This window comes from Butyrivibrio sp. MB2005, from assembly GCF_000424285.1.
Taxonomy (GTDB): domain Bacteria; phylum Bacillota; class Clostridia; order Lachnospirales; family Lachnospiraceae; genus Butyrivibrio.
Genome location: NZ_AUJP01000019.1, coordinates 1 through 21,341 on the forward strand (window position 1 = coordinate 1; position 21,341 = coordinate 21,341).

The 21,341-nt window shown below is 43.1% G+C and carries 12 protein-coding genes; 10 read left to right on the forward strand and 2 right to left on the reverse strand.

Features of this window, described 5'->3' with window-relative positions:
* Positions 1 to 72: 72 nt before the first annotated feature.
* The gene (locus tag G610_RS0111125; protein WP_026524857.1) at positions 73 to 1,455 is read right to left on the reverse strand and encodes an IS4 family transposase; all 1,383 of its coding nucleotides are present in this window, start codon (positions 1,453 to 1,455) and stop codon (positions 73 to 75) included.
* Positions 1,456 to 1,677: 222 nt separating this feature from the next.
* Here G610_RS0111125 and G610_RS0111130 point away from each other — a divergent pair, with 222 nt between their 5' ends.
* Genes G610_RS0111130 through G610_RS23760 form a run of 4 tightly spaced genes read left to right on the forward strand, consistent with a single transcriptional unit; the run spans position 1,678 to position 7,800 of the window.
* On the forward strand, positions 1,678 to 3,108 hold the full coding sequence (locus G610_RS0111130; protein WP_026524858.1) for an ATP-binding response regulator: 1,431 nt from the start codon (positions 1,678 to 1,680) through the stop codon (positions 3,106 to 3,108).
* A 1-nt stretch (position 3,109) separates the two neighbouring features.
* Entirely contained in the window at positions 3,110 to 4,936 is a 1,827-nt protein-coding gene (locus tag G610_RS0111135) for a response regulator (RefSeq protein ID WP_026524859.1), read from the forward strand.
* Entirely contained in the window at positions 4,929 to 5,300 is a 372-nt protein-coding gene (locus G610_RS0111140) for a response regulator (RefSeq protein ID WP_026524860.1), read from the forward strand. The genes G610_RS0111135 and G610_RS0111140 overlap by 8 nt, the downstream gene beginning before the upstream one ends.
* 19 nt (positions 5,301 to 5,319) lie before the next feature.
* On the forward strand, positions 5,320 to 7,800 hold the full coding sequence (locus G610_RS23760) for an HD domain-containing phosphohydrolase (RefSeq protein ID WP_051197940.1): 2,481 nt from the start codon (positions 5,320 to 5,322) through the stop codon (positions 7,798 to 7,800).
* Position 7,801: 1 nt separating this feature from the next.
* Here G610_RS23760 and G610_RS0111150 read toward each other — a convergent pair whose 3' ends face one another.
* The gene (locus G610_RS0111150; RefSeq protein WP_026524861.1) at positions 7,802 to 8,524 is read right to left on the reverse strand and encodes a LytR/AlgR family response regulator transcription factor; all 723 of its coding nucleotides are present in this window, start codon (positions 8,522 to 8,524) and stop codon (positions 7,802 to 7,804) included.
* A 289-nt stretch (positions 8,525 to 8,813) separates the two neighbouring features.
* Between G610_RS0111150 and G610_RS0111155 the strand changes: the two genes are divergently transcribed.
* From G610_RS0111155 to ptb, 6 genes are all read left to right on the forward strand, one after another.
* Positions 8,814 to 9,464, forward strand: a complete 651-nt coding sequence (locus tag G610_RS0111155) for a hypothetical protein (protein ID WP_155831012.1) — start codon at positions 8,814 to 8,816, stop codon at positions 9,462 to 9,464.
* Positions 9,461 to 11,101 carry a diguanylate cyclase gene (locus G610_RS0111160; RefSeq protein ID WP_026524863.1) on the forward strand — a complete coding sequence of 547 codons (1,641 nt, stop codon included), beginning with the start codon at positions 9,461 to 9,463 and terminating at the stop codon, positions 11,099 to 11,101. The genes G610_RS0111155 and G610_RS0111160 overlap by 4 nt, the downstream gene beginning before the upstream one ends.
* Before the next feature lie 304 nt (positions 11,102 to 11,405).
* Positions 11,406 to 18,788: an InlB B-repeat-containing protein gene (locus G610_RS20605; RefSeq protein WP_035797418.1), complete on the forward strand. Its 7,383-nt coding sequence runs from the start codon at positions 11,406 to 11,408 to the stop codon at positions 18,786 to 18,788.
* A 254-nt stretch (positions 18,789 to 19,042) separates the two neighbouring features.
* Positions 19,043 to 19,552, forward strand: a complete 510-nt coding sequence (locus G610_RS0111170; RefSeq protein WP_051197941.1) for an acyl-CoA thioesterase — start codon at positions 19,043 to 19,045, stop codon at positions 19,550 to 19,552.
* Between the two features lie 26 nt (positions 19,553 to 19,578).
* Positions 19,579 to 20,241, forward strand: a complete 663-nt coding sequence (locus tag G610_RS20610) for an HD-GYP domain-containing protein (RefSeq protein WP_051197942.1) — start codon at positions 19,579 to 19,581, stop codon at positions 20,239 to 20,241.
* Between the two features lie 139 nt (positions 20,242 to 20,380).
* Entirely contained in the window at positions 20,381 to 21,298 is a 918-nt protein-coding gene (gene ptb / locus G610_RS0111180) for a phosphate butyryltransferase (protein ID WP_026496118.1), read from the forward strand.
* Positions 21,299 to 21,341: the final 43 nt, after the last annotated feature.

Sequence of the window (21,341 nt, forward strand, 5' to 3'; positions counted from 1 at the left end):
ACTCAAACTTCCCACTTGTAAAAGTGGATTAGTCCCTTGAAAACTCAATAAAGATGCCATGTCAAATATACATCAGGCAGTCAGAGCCTCTTGCATGGGGCTAAGGGCGCTCTGCATATAATCGGGAAGCCCGCCGAGGAATGCATTGATGAACTCAGTCATCTTGGCTTCAGTAGGCTGGAACACAACTGATATAGCCTCAAACAGTGCAGTAAATATGATCTGCATGGAATCATCGAAAGTGATGTCAGCAATCTCATCAACCATGAAGAAGAATATCTCACCGAGACTACGCTGGTCATCAGAATATCTCCGGTTAATCGCAAGTATCATGTATCTTGTGAAAACAACAGCTATGTGACCACACATTGCATCAAATGAAAGACCACGATATTCCTTCACAAGATGAAGATAACTCTTGCATGTCTTGAAGAAGACCTCTATGGCCCATCTTTTTCCATATTGAGCAATGATCTCTTCTTCAGAAAGGCTCATGTCAGTGCAAATTATAGCAAGCCAGTCCTTCCTGTTGGATCGATTCCTTACATAAACAATCTTTGCCTCTATGGGGTTAAGACCACGTACCTTATCTTCTTTTCCAAGCATCACATCTACAGAAAGAAGATATTTGGAGCGGCCGCGACGTTTTCTGTTGCGTGAGTAGATCTGCTTTACATTAAGCTTTTCTTCCCCAACAAGATAATTGATTTTGGAACTCTTCTTAATCATGGCAATGGTATCAAGGCCCATCTTCTTGATTCGCTGTATGTTAACCGGTTCCGAGAACCAACTGTCGAACAGAACATACTTGGCACTATGACCTGCTTTTACAGCATTTTCAAGAAGCTGCATAACAACATCTGTAGATTTAGTTTGAGACTGCTCGCGTCTGCGATAAGCCAATGTTCTGTGGTCAAAGTCTTTTGCTGAGTTGAAACGGTTCTTTTCATTTGTTGAACTAAGCAGGCAGAAGTCAATCGGAAGGAAAGTTGCTCCATCTGACCAACCAAGTGTCAGGAGCCTGAAGCCTTTTTTATAACCTTTGCCACAGTGATCAAAAACTCGTGATAAAAGCTCAACATTCTTAGAACGAGACCTGTCAAACAGGCTGTCATCAATAACAAAAGCATCACGACGCTCCTTGCTGGTAAGATCTCTGAGCATGTTGTTGATTATGTCAGCAGAGAGCTCAATTGTGTACTTCTGCCAGTTGGCCTTTGGATTGTCAAGAAAGCGATATACTGCGTTCTTGGAAAATGCCTCAGTGAACTTCCCCTGATGCATTTGCATATACATGCTCTTGTTCATAAAAACAAGCTTAAGCAGATATGTAAAGATGACACTTATTGCAACGCCTCTGGCTTTGCCTGCGCCACATCTGTAAAGGTGTTTCACAACCTCAAACTTAGAGATGAAGGAATCCACTGACCGATTTAGATCATTGTTCTGAATCATTTCATCGGAATAGTCAGTTTTCAGGTTATGTGATACAATAGACATGGCGCACCTCGCTTATTTGCTAGTATTTTTGTTTCTCGTCAATTCAATTATACCGCAAATACTGGGCTTGCGCCTTTTTAGATGGCATTTTTATTGAGTTTTCAAGGTTCAACTGTCAATTCCCAAGTGGGAAGTTTGAGTATATAAATTCTAAAAGTTGCTAAATGGAGTGAGGGTATGAAACTTAATCTGAAATGGATGCGGGATTATGAACAGCTCCGCAAGGAAAAGGAAAATGCTGAGCTTGAAGCGGAACGCAAGATGGAGTATTTTGCCAGCGTTGCGCATGAGATCAGAACGCCCATCAATGCCATTATGGGTTATGATGAGCTGATCCTTCGTGAGTACAACGATCCTGCCCTCAGACAGTATGCCAGCAGTATCAGATCTGCTGCTAATACTCTTTTGTCCATAATAAATGATTCCCTTGATTATTCCAGAATACAAGCAGGGAAAATGCGCCTTTTTCCCGCAGAGTACGACCTTGGTGCTGTAATAGAAGAGCTGGCTGAGATGATCCGCCCAAGGGCGGCATCCAAAGGCCTTGAACTTAAAAACTATGTAAACGAGCAGACTCCCAGATTCCTCTACGGCGACTGTGACAGACTTAAGCAGTGCATCATGAATCTTTTGACCAACGCTGTTAAGTACACGGAGGAAGGCGAGATTACTTTTTCTGTTGACTATGAAATGCTTGATGAAAACAGTGAGCGCGGCAACAGCCAGATGCTTTTGAAAATATCCGTAAGAGATACAGGTATCGGTATCAGAAATGAGGATATGGGCAGACTCTATAGCCCCTTTGAGAGAATAGAGGAGGAGAAAAATAAATATGTTGAGGGCACAGGCCTTGGTATTTCCATCGTAAAGGAAATCCTCGGACTTATGGGCTCTAAGCTTGAGCTTGAAAGTGTATACGGCGAGGGCAGTAATTTCCATTTTGCAATTAAGCAGGAAATTATGAAGATGAGTCCAATCGGTGACTTCGAGCAGCTCTATGCCGAGAATATCGTAAGTAAAGAAAAATATAACACTAAGTTTCTTGCACCGAATGTGAAGATTCTGGTGGTGGATGATGCGGATCTGAACCTCTCTGTTATGGAGGAACTATTAAAAGATACCAGAATGCAGGTGGATTCAGCACTTAGCGCTACCACAGGACTTGAGCTTGCATATAAGAGAAAATATGACATTATTTTCATAGATCTTAGAATGCCCGGGATGAACGGCGAAGAGATGGTAAGGCTTATAAGGGGTAAGGATTCTGATAGCAAAAGCAAAAGGATAAACAGATGGAAGAAGGATAAGAAGGGTGATGACAGAAGCGGCGAGCATGCCGGAATAAACAGGAACACGCCCTGTATCGCACTTTCCGGTGGAACACTTCAGGAGATGCAGGATAAGCGCGGTTTTGCCGACTATCTGCTAAAACCCGTTTTATATAAGGAACTGGAGGAGGTTCTATTAAAGTACCTTCCTGCAGACAAGGTAAAAACCATCGATAATTCAAGCAGAAATAAGTCAGCAAGAGAGGCAGACTCAAGAGTTGAGAAAGCTGCCGAGATACTTAGACGCAGACAGAACAAGGAACTGGGAGCGGGAGAATAAATTGGCAACGAAATATAACATTTTTCTGGAGTTATCAGCAATACCCTTTGACGTGATCCTATGCGGGTTTTTCTGGTACAAATATAGAGACAACACCAAGATAAACAGGGAGTTCCGCGCTTTCTCAATTCTGGTGCTTTTGGGAACGACAATGGATGTTATCGCCGGAATTTGCATTGGCTATGACGGCGTAATTCATCCTGCCATTATGTATGTAGTAAACACTCTGAACTATGTTTTGGCAACCTGGGCATCATATCAGTTTGTAAAATATGTAACTGCTTATTCCGGCTTTGAGTGGAGAAATACCGGAGGCGCAGTTATCAACAGAACGGCATTTCTTATCTATTTTGTACTTCTGATACAGAATCTTTTTACGGGCACAGTTTATAGCTACGATGCTGCAAGACATTTTGTGCCCGGGGCGTTTTTTAATATTGTTGTGTATATTTATCCGCTGTACTTCATTGTATTTGGCGGCATATATATCCTAAGTCACAGTGAAAAATACTCATTTGGCATGAAATTGTCGCTGATATTTACCTTCGCATTCACTCTTGCGCTGTATGTAATCCAGATGCTGGTGGATCAGTACCTGTTGGTTACTTTCTTCGCAGGATCCGCAGCGCTGTTTACCATGTTCCTGACCTTGGAGACCCCTGATTATTCTAAACTTATGAGGACCATGGAAGAATTGTCCATTTCCAAGAGAGAGCTTGAAGCCTCCGGTATACGAGCAACAGAAGCAAGCCGCGCAAAAAGTAGATTCCTGGCACAGATGTCCAACGAGATAAGGACTCCCGTTAACGCCATTATGGGATACAGTAACCTGATCCTGGCAGACACCGGTGAGGACAGTACCAGAGAGTACACTCAGAGAGTAAAAATATCTGCTAAGAGACTTCTTGTGTTTTTTGAAAACGTCCTTAATTTCGTATCAGAGGAAAATGAGAGTTCATCTCCAAGAAGACTTCCTTCCATGGCAGAGCTGATAGAGAGCACTGATGAACAGTCATTTTTGGATGATACGGGTTCCTCATCCCACAAGGTTGTAAGCGGTGCATCCAGAATAAGGATTCTGGTTGTTGACGATGCGGAGATGAACGTGGATCTGATGGTCAGAATGCTGAGACCCATGGGCTTTACCGTTGATACTGCATCTAACGGCAAGCAGGCTATCCTTCAGGTAAGAAAATTTCACTACGATCTCATTTTCATGGATCATCTGATGCCTGTAATGGACGGCGTAACTGCTCTTTCACAGCTTCGGGATGAAAAGCTTTGCGAGAATACACCAGTAATCATGCTGACAGCCAATGCCATAACGGGTGAAGAGGAGAAATATTTAAAGAAAGGCTTTGCTGCTTATCTTACAAAGCCCTTTACAGAGAGCAATATAAGGGACCTTTTGAAGAGATTCCTTCCCATGCCTGAAAGCGGATGGGACGAAGAAGCTGATATAAGCGAATGGGAAGCACTGCAGGAAAAACTTCCCACTGTCAGAGTTGCGGATGCAAGAAATCATCTGCTTCACGACATAGTTTTATACAGACAGCTCCTTACGGCATTTGCTGAAAACGATGTGTCGGGTGACCTTTCCGCAGCCATCAGAAAAGGCGATTACACGGTATGCAGGGCTCTTATCAGAGAGCAGCGAGACTGTGCTGTTTTCCTTGGAGCAGAGAGTCTTGTGAAAAAAGCGGACAGGCTAGAAGTTCTTCTTAAAAAGAGTGAATTCGAACTTATGAGAGAAAGAATCGGATCCTTTGTTGCAGAGAAAAATCTACTGGCAGATCAGATCCGTATGATAGGTGAGAGCGTTGAGTAAAAAAATCCTTGCGGTGGATGATTCCGTTGTTGAGACCATGTATTTAAAGGGGCTTGCCGGAAAAATCGATGACGTAACATTTGAATATGCAAGTAGCCATGAGGAGGCCATAAAACTCTGCAGTCAGGAGAAGTTTGGTCTTATTCTCATTGATGAGTGCATGCCGGATGGCGATGCCTTTGGACTTTTGGCTGCCATAAGAGAACTGGATGATATAAACACCAAAACGCCTGCCCTTGCCATGGGAAGCTCCTCTGATTTTTCCGGGGAGGAATACCTTGAAAAAACAGGCTTTGCCAATTATCTCGAAAAACCGGTGGACTTTTATATGTTAAAAGCTGCCATATCATTGTATTCATTATGAATTTCGGGGGAAGAAAAAGATGATAATCGATCCAAGATATGAGATTGCTGCTGTATTTTTTGATCTTGTAATATGTGCATTTGTTAATCTCATTTATACGGACTCATCGAAATCAACCAAAGCGTTCAGAAAACTCGCGGCATATCTCACAATCGCGACTATTATTGATGCCCTGACCTGCATAGCCATCGGAATGGGATCGCAGCTGTCCGTTTTTTCGCATTATCTGCTGCACTCGCTGAATATATTATCATCCACGCTGGCGTCTGCATCCTATGTGGAATACGTTATAGCCTGTGTAAATGTTGATCCGAGAAAGCTTGCTTTTAACAAGATAAATCTCGCCATATTTGTTGTGCAGGTATTCCTGGTTCTTCAAAATGTTCTTACAGGATACGTCTTTTCATATACCGTGGAAGGCGGCTATGTTCATGGGATGTTTTTCTATGTGGCATCTGCCATTATTCCGCTGTACTATCTGATTCTGGCATCGGGGTTTGTGGCCGTTAACAAATCAAGCTATACCATGCTGCAGCTTGTAAGTATGGCGATTTCCACAGTTGTGCTTGTAACGGTATACATGGCTCAGATTTTCGTCTTTAAATCAGCATCACTTGCCTTTTTTGCGGCATCGCTGGCGCTGCTGATGCTGTTTTTTACATTGGAGACTCCCGATTTTCACAGACTTGAAAAGACCATCGCCAAGCTGGAAAAAGCTGAGAAGGAAGCCCTTGAAGCAAGGAGAAGAGCTGAGGAAGCAAATGATGTAAAAAGTGAGTTCCTCTCTCAGATGTCCCATGAGATCAGAACTCCCATCAACTCAATCCTTGGCTTTAACAATTTCATCCTGGAAAATACCAAAGAAAATCTAACCTCCGAGTATGCGTCCAAGATAAAGAGCGCAGGAGAGAATCTGCTGGCATTTTTCAATAACCTCTTAAGTCTCATATCCCAGAGCGGTGATGAGGAAGTTGATATTAAGAGCCTTTTTGAGTACACATCCCTTATCGATAATGATACGGACGAGGTTCTGGTGCCCATTATGCCTAAAGCTTCTGTTCTTGTGGTGGATGATAATGCCATGAATGTGGACCTTCTTCTCAGGATCCTCAAAAAGACCGAGGTTATCACAGATACGGCAGCTGACGGCCAAAAGGCTCTGATGAAGCTTAGGAAAAAGAACTATGACCTTATCATAATGGACTACATGATGCCTATTATGGACGGCGTTGAGACCCTCAGTATCATGCGTGAAGAGAGGCTTTGCCCCGGATCTCCTGTTGTAATGCTGACAGCAGGCGGCCTTCGCGGAGATGAGGAGCGCTTTAAGGAACTTGGTTTTGATGCATACCTTACAAAGCCTGTTGTTGCCAACACCCTTTATGAGCTTCTTGCGGATATAATGCCTCTTGAACTGATCGAGCAGAGAGTATCTCTTGAGCATCTGTTTTATAAGGAGAAAAAGGGAGAGCTCGAAACGGCAGCACCGCCTGCTAAAAAGAGGAGCCTTGCTGAGATATTCACTGATCTTGATACCAAGGCGGGACTTAATTACTGCATGGATGATGAGGAATTCTATCTCTCACAGCTTGAGATGTTCGTAGATAGCGGTAAAGGTGATGAACTTGAAGGATTCTGCAATGAAAAGGATTATGATAATTACCTGATCTCCGTTCATGCCCTTAAGAGTACTGCCAGAACCATCGGTGCCAATGCCCTGGCTGATGAGGCTCTTGCTCTTGAAAATGCCATAAAAGAAGGAAGGACTGAGGCTGTTGATTCAGATCACGGACAGCTTAAGATCCATTTTGATGAGCTTTCAGAAAAGCTTAGAAGCGGCCTTGATGAGTATAAAAACCAGAGTTCTGCTCCCGCACTGCCGCAGGATTCTGCAATTCCTGAGATTGCACTATCTGCAAGAGACCAGGCAGAGCAGAAAAACCTGTCGCTCCAGATACTTCTCGCTCTGGCAAATACTGTGGATGCAAGGGAAGTAAGCGGCAATGGACGTTCCATGCGAGTTGCCAAATACGCAACTGAGATCGCAAGGCGTTTTGGTAAAAGCGATGAGGAGCTTAAGGATATTTATTCCATGGCCCTTGTGCATGATATAGGAAAACTTATTATCCCCGAGAAAATCTTAAGAAAGCCTGACAGTCTCACAGAGGATGAGTCTGAGATAGTAAGGCAGCACCCTGTAATCGGCTACGAGATTCTAAGAAACGTATCAGAGCTTCCCGGCCTTGCTACAGGTGCCAGATGGCATCACGAGAGATATGACGGAACAGGCTATCCTGACGGACTTGTGGGAGATGAGATACCCATTGAAGCCCGCATAATCGGAATAGCAGATGCCTATGATGCCATGACAAGTGAGCGCCCCTATGCGCCTGTTATGCCGCCTACCCGCATAATAAAAGAGCTGGAGCGAAACAAGGGAGTTCAGTTCGATCCGGCTCTTGTGGATATTCTTATTCAGATGATTAATGAAAGTATGTGATTTAGCTTAAGGAATTCATGGCATAATCTGCCAGAAGTCTTGCAGCTTCGCGCATACTCTCGCGGCGAATGTGAACAGTATCGCCGTCCTTCATGACAAACATTTGCAAATCCTTATCCACGCTCTTTACATGAGCGATGTTAACAAGAAAGCTCTTGTGAGTCCGCATGAAAGTGTCATCAGGAGTCTGTGCTTCGATATCGTCAAGCTTGCCGGTGAACTGAAGCACCGCTCCGTTGGCCATGTGCATGAAAATAGTGTGGGTATTCTGCTCCACATAACATATCTTTTCATAGGAAAAGGTCATGTCCTTGCCGTTAATACGCACAGTGACACCGCCCTGTCCGCCCTTCATCTGCTGGGCAAGGGTCAAAACCTCTGATACCTCCGTGGGATCAAAGGGCTTCATAAGATATCGGATGACTCTGTTTTTATATCCCTCCATTGCATAGTCGCGACTGGAGGTAGCAAATGCGATGGGAACTGAAGCGTCGATGGCTCTAATCTTGGTAGTAGCATCAACTCCGCCCATTCCGGGCATCAATATATCCATGAAAATAAGATCATATATTCCGGGACGAAATGCATTAATGAATGCTTCTCCTGATTCAAAAAGGTCGACCTGAGAACCTGGAAGAATTTTGTCGACCAAAAACTGAAGTTGTCTGCGCTGAGCCTGTTCATCGTCGCAGACCGCTATTTTTAATGTGTTAGATTCGCTCATAAGAAAGTATCGCTCCTTTATTAAATATATTATATTTCATGCGGAAAATTTGGGCAAGAGCACAAAAATCTGAATTGTCAAGTACGAGTTTTGAACAAAACTGTTCATTTTCCGTAAACAATCTATCATCTTGGCAGATTATAATATAAGAGCAGTTAATATGTATTTTATCTTTGCGAGATAAAATACAATTATGCGCAACTCGCGGAAATGTATTTATTGCTTTGCAATCCGCTCGTGCGCGAAAGAGTCGCAAGCGACTCTTTATTCTTATTTAGGTGATGGGGAGATGGAAAATAATAGTTTGAAGAACGTAATTACTACGCTTGTTCGCATGGCTATCACGGCATGTGTAGTTTTTGCGTTCTTCGGGCAAAGTATGAGTCATACGCTTCATGTACGGGCAGTGGAAAAACATACGGAGATGGTGATATTTACAGCCCCCAGTGCAGAGAAATTGTATGATGGTACGCCGCTAAGAGAACAGATAGACGTAACCGCTCAGGGGTTGCCTGAGGGTTATACATATAAAGCAGTTGCTGAGGGAAGCGTTACATATCCTGAAGATAATACAGAAGATAACAATATTGTTACTGACTATATAATATATGATCCAAACGGCCTTAATGTTACGGATCAGTTTGTAAATGTAGTGACAAGACCCGGGACTCTCAGAGTCAGTTACACCAAGGAGAACGTCCTTGGCGCAAGGCGCGACAGGGCTACGGGTAAGGAGATAGCTGTTAATACAGACAGTAGTCAGGAAGTGGTTATCGAGGATGAGGGGACACCTCTTGCAGATGGCGCAGGAAATACCGTAATTAAAGGTAACACGCCGGATACCTCTGTAGAAATTCTTATCTATGGGATTCTTTTTCTTATAATGCTCATAGTTTTTGGATTATTCATAACAGATAGTAGCAAAATGAGGGCAAAATGAAATCTATTCAGCAAAAAATAATGCTGCTTACTACGGTGGCGATAGTGATTGTCGCTATTGTTGTAGGCACGTCGGCGGTTTTTAATCTGATACAGGTGGGTGAGTACGATTCTGCTCAAATTCTGAATCTGACCTGTGCAAAGGAAGCGACAGCAATCAACAGGACACTTTACGACGCTGAAGAAGCGGTAAGTATTCTTGCTGATTACGCTGAGGAGCGCCTTTTTTCCGTAGAAAAGCTGGCAAGTGATGCGGACTACAGAGACAGTTACACTGTACAGCTTGGAAATATCTTTGCAAATGTCGCGGCTAATGTTTCCGGTACAATTGCATATTATGTTGTTTACAACCCGGCCATCATTGAATCCGAAGGCGGTCTGTATTATGTGTTTGATGAAGATACAAGGACTTTTTCTCCCGAAGAGCCCATAATGATAGCTGCTATTGAAAATGGAGATAAAGATTCAATAGCGTGGTGGTATGAGCCTCTTGAAACAGGAGAGCCCACATGGATAGATCCTTTTTATGATCCGGTTTCTGACAGAGAGATTATTTCACATATTATCCCTCTTTATTATGGGGATATCCTGATAGGCGAAGCCGGCGTGGATATTGACTTCTCTGGGATTGTAGAGGATGTTAAGAACGTTAAATGCTATGAGACGGGATACGGCAGCCTGGCAGACGATAAGGGGACGGCGTACTATAATCCCAACTATGAAAAAGGCACGCTCATGAGCGAGATGGATGTCAGCGAAGGCCTGACCTTTGATGCAGAGAGTAACGGCGAAGAACTTATGACCTACTATTTCCATAATGTTCAGAAGCAGATGGCATATACGACTTTGGCCAACGGAATGAGGCTTATGATCACAGCGCCCACCAAAGAGATAAATGCTGTCAGCAACAAGCTTGTAAGACAGGTTATCATTTCTACTATATTAGTACTTTTCATTTTCTTCTTCGTAACTCTTATGGTTTCAAGAAGAATTACTGAGCCCCTTAAGGAGCTTGCTGAGGTTGCCAAGAAGATCAATGAAGGCGAGCTTGAAGTTACCTTCCCTAAAGAGACCAAGGATGAGGTAGGAGCACTTACCCATGTCCTCGAAAAAATGGTGCATCATCTAAAGCATCATATAGATGACCTCAATTCTCTGGCTTTTCATGATTCACTTACAGGTGTAAAAAATAAGACAGCCTATGATGAAGCTGTAGCCAAGCTTGATGAGATGGAGGGCGATAAGGAGTATGGCATTGTAGTAATGGATGCCAATAATCTGAAGAAGATAAATGATACCTATGGGCATGAGAAAGGCAACATCTATCTGAAAAATGCCTGCAAGCTTACCTGTAGGATTTTCAAGGGAAGTCCTGTATTCAGAGTAGGTGGAGATGAGTTTGTCGTTATTCTTCAGGGTGATGATTATGAGAATTGCTACAAGCTGATGCGCGATTTTGATGTTGAAGCAGAGAAACATAATAAACGTACTAAGAACGAATGGGAAAAGATAAATATTGCAAAAGGCATGGTTAAATATGAGCCAGGTACCGATCAGAATGCAGAGGCTGTATTCAAGCGGGCAGATGCCAGAATGTACGTGGCAAAACAGAAGATGAAGCTGGCGGAAATATCCTGATATCTTCTATATAAAGTAATAAATAATAGAACCTATCAAATAAATGAAAAATTTGTTTGATGGGTTCTTTTTGTGATACTTAAAAATGGTGAAATTGAAAACACTTAAAAATATGCCGTTTCGCTATTGACATTTGTTAGCAGGTTTTTATGGAAACGAGATACGGAAAAATGGTATTGTCAAGTACGAGTTTTGAATAAAAAATTTCATTTTCCGTAAACAAAAGTGAAAAGAAATTTCATATAATTAAAGAGTAACATGAGGTTGATAAACCCAATTTTTTTTCATTAGAGGGGGAATATCTATGAGAAAGAACATTGCTAGAAAGTTTGCACTGCTTTTGGCACTGACACTGCTTGTAACGACCTTTGGCTCTGATTACAACAGTATCGGCGTTCGCGCTGATGAAGGTGCCCCCGAGCAGGCAGAAGACGTTGATTACAGCCCTGTGTTTTCCGAGCCTATCGGCGCTGAGCAGGAAACTCCTGCAGAAGAGGAGATTCAGGAAGAACCTGAAGAAGAACAGGAAGAACCTGAAGAGGAAGCTCCTGCAGAAGAACCTCAGCCTGAACAGCAGGAAGAAGAACAGCCTGCACAGGAAGAGGAAGCTCAGCCTGAGGAGACTCCCGCAGAAGAGACACCTGCAGATGAGACTCCTGCGGAAGAGACACCTGCAGATGAGACACCTGCAGCAGAGACTCCGGCGGACGAAACACCCGCAGAGGCACCTGCAGAAGACGCTCCCGCAGCAGAGACTCCGGCGGACGAGACGCCTGCAGCAGAGACACCTGCAGATGAAACACCCGCAACAGCAGTTACGATCAGATTCGTAGCCGGCGAAGGCGGAACAGTTTCCAAGGATGCTGAGACTGTTGATATGAGTATAGAAGGCGCTGCATTTGAAGGCGCTTTGGCAACAGCTAATGAAGGCTTTGAGTTTGTAAACTGGACTGACGCAGCAGGCACACCGGTTTGCGAAGAGGCTACATTCGTACCTGCAGGCGATAAGATCGTCAATGAAGCAGTTTACACAGCTAACTTCAAGGCTAAGGAAGAAAAGGTCGAAGAGCCTGAAGAAGAAATGCCTGCACAGGATTTCGAGAAGACTTCCGAGAATGGTATTACCGTTAATGTAAGTGCTCCTGAAGGCGCGTTCCCTGCTGAGACAGATATGTTTGTAACTGATGTCGAGAATCCTGAGATTCTTGATGCTGTTAAGGATGCAGCAAACAGTGACATTGATAACAGCAAGCAGACAGCTGTTGCTGTAGATATTACATTTAATGATGCAGATGGCAATGATATTGAGCCTAAGTGCGCTATCAGCGTAGTTATCAAGACTCCCGCCATCGAGAAAGATAATACAACTCTTGTACACGTAGATGATGACAATAGTACAGAAGTTATTGATGCAACAATCAAGAATGAAACTGCACAATTTACTTCTAAAGATTTCTCAATCTATGCAATTGTTGTAGGACCCGGCGAAGAAAACGCCCGTGTGCTTGTTAATTTTGCAATGGTTGATAAGGAAGCAGAGAATGGTGAAGTTAACATTGCTTCCATGTATGTCAAGGAAGGTGACAACATGGAGCAGGTTATCTATGATCCCGCCTTTGAACTTAAGCCAGGAACAAGCTTTAAGGGATGGACTACTGAGAAGAATTACACCGCAGATACAGAGAGTCTTAGCATTGCAGATATACGTAAACTCTTTACAGAAAATTACAATTGGGATGCTGTTAAAGATGCTGATTCTGAAGGCGGCACAAAGGTTACATATTATGCAGTTATAGTTAACGGCTATACTGTTAAATATCTTGGAGATAACGACACTTCACTTGGAAGCGACACTGTGCAGATAAGTGAAAATGCAGAAGGTGAAGCTGCATATGCAACCTATAAGATAACAATGGGTTATGAAGCTGATGACAGTCACGCGTTCCTCGGATGGCTTGTTCGTGAGGGTAAGGAGAACATCGTAAAGAGAGGAGATAATGCGTACTCCCAGACAGATGCAGAACCCTTCAAGCCTAACGAGACCATAACTATAAAGGGTGATGTTACCTTCGCAGTAGATGCACCTGCTGGCGCATGGCTCATCTATGATGAGAACGGAAAGGGTGCAACTTATACCGCGCCCGAGTTCTTTAAGACAGGAACACCTTTGTATAACAAGCGCCTTGATGAAGATATGAAGCGCAACGGTTATGTATTCGGAGGTTGGTATAATACAGCTGAGTGTGTTGAAGGCGACACATTCTCCTTCACAGGCACTCTTGATAAGACAAAGATTATATATGCTAAGTGGACACCGATTACAAATGCAGCTTATACAATCGTTATCTGGACGCAGAATAAGGATAGATCAGGATATGAGCTTAAGGATGCATTTGTATATGATCCTGCGGATTATCCCGCAGATCCTGCAAACGTAGGAAATAATATTCCTTATACATTTAAAGATAATGGTGATGAGGATTATATTTATTCTCCCAAGAAGAATGCAGAAGAATTTGGACATTACAAGGGCTTTAGTGTAAATCTTAATAAGACTATCGAAAAGAATAAGGCGCTTTATCCTGATGCTTATGCAAATGATGAAGAAGCAAAGCAGGTAAAAATTAAGCCTGAAGGTGATTCTGTTATTAACTTCTACTATGACAGAATTGTGTATAACGTAAAGTTCTATGTATACGATAGTAGCAATAGGGTAGCAGCAAATTCCGGTAGTGGCTCCGACTTTTCGGGTCTTGCGACCTGGTATAATGATGTAAGACAGTTGCCTCAAATTGATTATCCCCTTCATACAGACGGCAATGGTAGCTATTTCATCCTTGAAGCTTATTACGGAGAGGATATATCTTCAAAGTGGCCCAGCTATGATAAGCTTGGCAGAGCGACCGTTCGTGTAAATGGTAGTACTCAATCATATGCACCTGTAAGTTTCATCATGATGGTCGGATGTGAACTGAAACCCGAAGCAACAAGTTCCGGAAGAGGTACTATCAAGGGGTCAATGTCAATCCTTGACGGCAAGATTCTTGGAAAGACCAATGATATAAACGGCAACTACCTGATAGTTCGATATAACGAATTCTATAATTGGGTGTATCATGTATGGTATGAAGTGCCTGATGGAATGACAGTTTCCAATCCCCAGGAATGGAATGGCAAGAAATATTATAAAGCAGAAGATATAATTTCCAGATCCAGTAATGATGAAGTAAGGTCTCAGACACCTCATCAGTATACAGGTTTTGACTTTGTAGACTGGAGAGGACAGAATTGGGAAGTAAATGGTACAGGTGAGCATTTTAATAACCTTAGATGGACTACCATTGAGAGCGGAAGAGAAGTTTTAAATATCAACTTCGTTTACAACCGTACTTCTAACAAAGTAAGATTCTTTGACGGACTTTACTATGGCGATAGGACAAAGGTAAGCATACACCATGATGAGCGTCTTATCCATGAGAGTGCAGAGCTTGAGCAAGGCGCTGTAATTCCTCAAACGATAAGAGAATATGAGCCTACAAGCCCCATAGAGACGGGCTATGTATTTGCCGGATGGTATGCTGATGCTTCCTGCACAGTACCTTATGAGTTCACTACCATGCCCGTTGGTGGTATCACAGTATTTGCAAAGTGGATGCAGAAAGAATACCGTGTATTCTTACATCCAAATGCTGATGGTGATGAATCCCTTGACTGGCATAATGATTCACAGGAGATGACATTCCGTGTTGAGAACGGTGGTAAGATCAGTGCTCCTTCAGGAACAAGGACAGGATATGAATTCGGTGGATGGTTTACAAAAGATGCAAGCGGCAAGCTGACACTCTTTAATTATTCTGATACTCATCTTGATGACACTGTAGTTACAGAGGATCGTGATCCCAGTCATATGACAGATGTTATGGATAAGTATGGCAATATTGTCGATCCTGCTACTGCTGTCAATAAAGATGCTAATCGTCCATGGATTACCAAGGAACTCAACCTCTATGCTAAGTGGAGAAGGACTATCGAAGGTGCAGAGGGAATTAATGTTCAGTATCTGTACAAGGATACAAATGATACAGATAAGATTAAGAAGGATTCCAATATCTATGTAGACAGCGCTGAAGTAGCAGCAATGCCTGCAGAGAAGGCTCCTGAAGGTAAGTTGTTCTCACACTGGGTAGTCCAGAAGTGGAATGGCACAGATTTTGTAGATCTTACAGGTGAGGATGCCATAGTCCTTCCGGGAACTACATTTACTGTACTTGTTGAAAATGCACAGATTAAGGATGAAGAGGGTAATGTAATAACTGCTGCTCAGATAGACGGTGATGTAACCTATACCGTTCAGCTTCGCGCAGAGTACAAAGAACCTGGTGATCCTACACCTACATTTATTCCTTGGTTTAAGAATGATGGTAACGCGGCTTATCATGTTGACAGAACAAAGAAGGATGGCGATAAGGATGTTCCTCTGAATGTCAATGACGCAGTTAGCATACAGGAAGCTCCTACACGCAATGGATATACATTCCTTGGATGGGCAAAGGTTAATATGAGTACATCCACTGATGCTACAGAGGCTGCAACTGAGGCAAATGCTTTCATGACAGACCAGACTGATAAGTGGTCTCAGGATAACCTTACACCTTACCTCTACTATGTAGATGGAAAGTATCATTTAAATAGTGCTACAGGCAAAGTTGTATCACAGGTAGCAGCAGATGAGAATATGCCTTATCAGGCAATGTTCGCAGTATGGGAAGAACAGGCTCCTCAGTACACAATTAAGTACTACAAGGATACCTTTGATGAAGAAAATCATATCAAGGATGGCAATAACTATGCTGACATTACAGTAGAGAATGCCACAAAGGGTCAGGTTCTTGGACTTACTGAAGAGCAGCTCAATGCACGCAAGACAGAGACATATCTTGGCAGCGATTATGCAAATTATAATGACGGAGTTCAGAATCCTGAATCATATACAGTAACTGAGAATAAGTATAACGATGATGGAGAACTCATTCCTCAGGTCATCAAGGTTCTGTATACACTTAAGAGTACATCCTACACAATCGAGTACTACAAGGGTGATGCTAATGGCAATCCTGTAGGAGATCCTATCGGTACAGAAACAGTTGATAATGTAACTGTTGGAAGTAGCGTAGGCCAGCTCGATGATGCAACAATAAATGCTAAGAGACCCGGCGGCTATAAGAAGGGTGTTCAGAAGAATACAATTGAAACTATAGATGCAGACGCATCAAAGAATGTTATCAAAGTTGTTTATTCACCTATTAAGGTTACTGTAACTGTAAGAGGTAAGCAGTGTGAGACTGACTACGATGGAACAGAGAAGTCTCAGGCAGATTCAAATCTTAAAGATAAGACAGCGCCTAACGCAAATTGGGCTAACGGATGGATCATCGAATCTGTTGAAGCAGAGACAGGATATGAAGTATCTGAGAGTGACTTTACAATAAGCTCAGTAGATTTAGGTCTTAAATATCCTCTGGTAAAGACAGACGCAGGTACATACGAGAATAAATTTACAGAGAACAACTTTGTAGCAACTCCTGTAGCAGGTAAAGAAGGCTTAGATATCGACATTGAGGTTGAGGATGGTTACCTTAAGATCAATAAGATTACTTCTAAGGTAATAGTAAAGATCAAGGGTGAGCAGGTTGAAACCTACTACACAGGTAACAAGCAGTCCACAGATGAATTCGAGACTGCCGGATTTAACGGAAATGGTTATGCAGTTGTATCCAAGCTTACAGAAGATAACAAGCCTGTAGCAGGTCTTGCAGATACCGATATCGTCCTTGCAGAAGGTAAAACGGCTGAGGCACATGGTACAGAATCAAGTGATGATCCTTATCCTATGAACCTCACAAAAGATCACTTCCAGTGCAACAATGAGAATTTCACAGATGTGGAATTCGAGATTGTTGAAGGTGATGATGGTAAGACCAAAGACGGTTATATCCTGATTAAGCCTGTAGAAGGTATTGTAGTAACACTTCATGGCGAGATCCTTGAGACTCTTTACAGTGGAGAAAAGCAGTCAACCGCTGATGAGCAGTTCGAAGGTCTTGATAAGTTCACAGTTGATAGCATTAAGAAGGATGGTGAGGATTGCGATCTCATAGATGCTTCACAGATTATTCTTAAGGATGGTGAAGGAATCGCAACCGGTACAGATGTACAGGATGTTCCTTATGCTATGGGTCTTACAGAGGATAGCTTTGAGTGTTCTAATAAGAACTATAAAGTAAGCTATATTATTACAAGTGATGGCGGGCTCATTATAAATCCTGTAGAGCTGGTGGTTAGAGTTACAGGACACAACAATGGCGAAGGCGATCCCTGGACCGGCAAGGAAATTTCTGTAAAGGGATTTGATATCGGACTTGATGAAGAGTTTGCTCAGTCAACAAATACACCGGACGCAGTAAGCAAGTATGATATCGATAAATCTGTAGAGTTTGATGGAACCAAGATCGGCGAGCTTGAGAAAGAAGACGGAGCAATCGCTGTTCCTGTATTAACCAAAAAGAATGTTGGAACTTATCCTATGGGACTTGACCAGATGGATGAGAGAGAAAACTATACACGTTTTGTTAATACAGATACTAACTACCGCGTATTCTTCATGGTTGAAGATGGTTATCTGAAGATCAATCCTCCTGCAGGACTGTATACACTTACAGCTGAGTCAATCGGCGGAGAAGAGCAGTTCTCAGGAAAGACCTGGACAGGTCCTGATTTTGATTACAAGATTTCCGGTGAGGCACCTAAGGAAGTACTAAGACCTATGGTTGAGGCTCTTAACAGCTTTATTGGTGGACTGACAAGCTTCTTCGGACTTAAGGCACATGCTACTACTGAAGAAGATCTGCACAGCTTTGAGATTGACGGCGTTACATTCTATGCTAAGGGACTTAGGGTAGAAGTAACTGCAAGAGACGTTGATACTTATGAGCTTGATCTTGTAGGAACACCTGTAATCATGGATGGTACCGGAGCTGATGCTACTGATGTAACAGAATTCTTCGATGTTGAACACATGACAATTATTAAGGGCAAGTTCAAGATCACACCTAAGCCTATTACTATTACATCAGGATCAGCAGAGAAGGTTTATGACGGTCAGCCGCTTAGAATGGAGTCTGCAACAAATAGTCCTGAGCTTGCAGAGGGTGATGCATTTACATACACCTTCACAAAGAGCCAGACAGAGGTTGGTGAGTGCGATAACGAGTTTGATTTCGCACCTGCAAATGAGCAGACCAAGGTTGGCAACTACCAGATTACCAAGGTTTACGGCAAACTTAAGGTAACAGCAACTACTGATACAAACAGGGATGACGATGACGACGATGATGATGACGATGATGATAATCGTAGAGAGCGTCGCCGCAACAACAATAACGCAGCAGACAATGATGATGACGATGACAACGATACACAGGTACTTGGCGCTAAGAGACCTGCAGATGAGCCTGCAGCAGTTCTTGGAGCAAAGAGAGAGCAGGAAGAGCCCGGTGTACTTGGAGCAAGAAGAGGTGGTACAGATGATAACACCAATGCTTCAAGAGTAATCGTTCTTCTCATTGCAGCCGGAGCAGTAGCAACAATCCTTGTTACCGGTAGAAGGCGTAAGGAAGACGAAGAATAATTCGTTCGTTAACCTGAATAAGTAAAACTTAAAATGGGATCGGCACATTGAAGTGTGCCGGTCCCGTTTTCTATAATACGAGGAAACCTCGTATTATAGAAAACACTCCGTGAGGATGCGCAGCTCGCGGAAAGGAAATTTATTGCTTCGCAATACCGCTCGCGCGCGAGAATTTCGCGAGCGAAATTCTAATTTATGTCCTAAAAATATTATTCATGGTACAATACTAGTATAAAAAATCACGGAGGTAGGCTATGAATAACAGAGTTTTTCATGTTGATCACCAGATTGCCAATAAAAGTGTTGAGGATTCCATCACAGAGATCACAAGAGTGGTCCAGTATAATCAGATAAACGGATATGAGAGAATGTTTGGCGGAGAGCTTATGCGCTGGATCGATGAGGTTGCAGGTATGGTTGCTCTCAGACATGCAGGTACTCCTGTAACTACAGCTGCAATCGACAATATGCAGTTTAAGCAGCCTGTACTGCTCAACGACATCGTGGTTTTGATAGGAAGGATTACCCATGTGGGCAAGACCTCTATGGAGGTAAGAGTGGACACTTATGTTGAGGACCTTCGCACAGGTATGAGACATGTGGTGAACAGAGCTTATCTTACAGAGGTTTGCGTTGATGAGGACGGAAGACCCACCACGGTTCCTTATGGTCTGAATGTGCGCACTGAAGCTGAGAGAGCAGAGTGGCAGGGAGCTGAGAAGAGAATAGAGCTTCGCGTTCAGAGAAGAAAAGAAGGTTTTTAAGTATTATTAGTTAGAAGAGGTTTCAAGTGATAGATTACGAGGAAAAATATCACAGAGAGAAAAAACTGGCAGATCAGCTGATGCATGCCCTTGCCAAGGTTGCCGATGAGAACGGACACTATACCCACGATCATTCGGAGCGCGTGGCTCTGTATTCCATGGAGATCGCCAAGCGTATGGGCAAAAGCAGGGCTGAGCAGTTTGAGATTTATCAGATGGGTCTTATGCATGATATCGGTAAGATTGGGATTCCTAACGAGATTATCAGTAAGGCTGAGTGTCTGATGGATGAAGAATATACCCTTATGAAAAAGCATCCTATGTTTGGTGCTAAGATTCTGCAGGATATCACTGAAATACCGGGTCTTGCAGTAGGAGCCCGATGGCATCATGAGAGGTATGACGGCAACGGATATCCCGACGGTCTCAAGGGTGAGGCTATTCCTGAAGAAGCCAGGATCATAGCTATCGCCGATGCTTATGATGCCATGAGCTCTGAGAGATGTTATCAGGGTGTCATGAAGCAGAAAAAGGTCAGAAGCGAGATAGAGAAGGGCAGGGGCACACAGTTTGACCCTGAGATAGCGAATATTTTTCTGTCTATAATAGATGCGGATACTGAATATGTCATGAATTCTGAGGTTCCCACTTATATTATCAAAGAATTTTTCGGAAGGTTTGATGATTGACGAACAAAATTGAAAAAGAGGGCACATCGTGGTAAAATTCATACGGTGTTTAAGTAAACACCCGGCGTGATAATTTGCGCCGGTGAACTTTTTTTGTTTAGATTCTAATTTTTATTTTTTTATCCAGGAGGTACATATAATGAGTAAGAGTTTCGATGATATCCTTGCCAAGCTTAAGACAGCCAGCACCAAAAAGCTTGCAGTTGCATGCGCACAGGATGAACCTGTTCTTGAGGCTGTTAAACTTGCTAAGGAGCGCGGAATTGCTGATGCAATCCTTGTAGGTGATAAGGATGAGATTGAGAGAATCGCAGGTGAGATGGGCATGGACCTTTCTCAGTTTGAGATCATTGACGTGAAGGATACAGTTGAGGCTGCTACCAAGGCTGTTTCACTTGTACACGACGGCAAGGCTGATATCTATATGAAGGGTCAGCTTGATTCCAAGACTTTCCTTAAGTCAGTTCTTAACAAGGAAGTTGGTCTTCGTACAGGTCGTCCCCTTTCTCACGTTTGCGTATTTGAGATTCCCGGAATCGACCGTCTTCTTTTCCTTACAGACGTTGCATTCATGCCTTATCCCACACTTGAAGATAAAAAGGTTATCATTGAATATACAGTTAACGTAGCAAGAGCTTGCGGTGTTGAGTGCCCTAAGGTTGCTCCTCTTGCAGCAGTAGAAGTTGTTAACGATAAGATGCCTGTTACAGTTGAGGCAGCAGAGCTTACACGCCTTAACGAAGCCGGCGAGATCAAGAACTGCATCGTTGACGGACCTCTTTCCATGGACCTTGCTATTGATCCTTCAGCAGCTGAGCACAAGGCTGGCGCTAAGGATCGTAAGATTGTCGGTGATGCTGATATTCTTCTTTTCCCTGACATTCACGCAGGTAACCTTACATACAAGACCATCGTTCGTCTTGCAACAGTTAAAAACGGTAACATCTTAACAGGAACACAGGCTCCCGTTATCCTTACATCACGTTCCGATTCTGTTGAGGTTAAGCTCAACTCTATCGCACTGGCAGCAGTAGTAGCAGAAGAGAAAAATTTATAATAATGAGCCCTCATCCGGCACTTCGTGCCACCTTCCCCCAAAG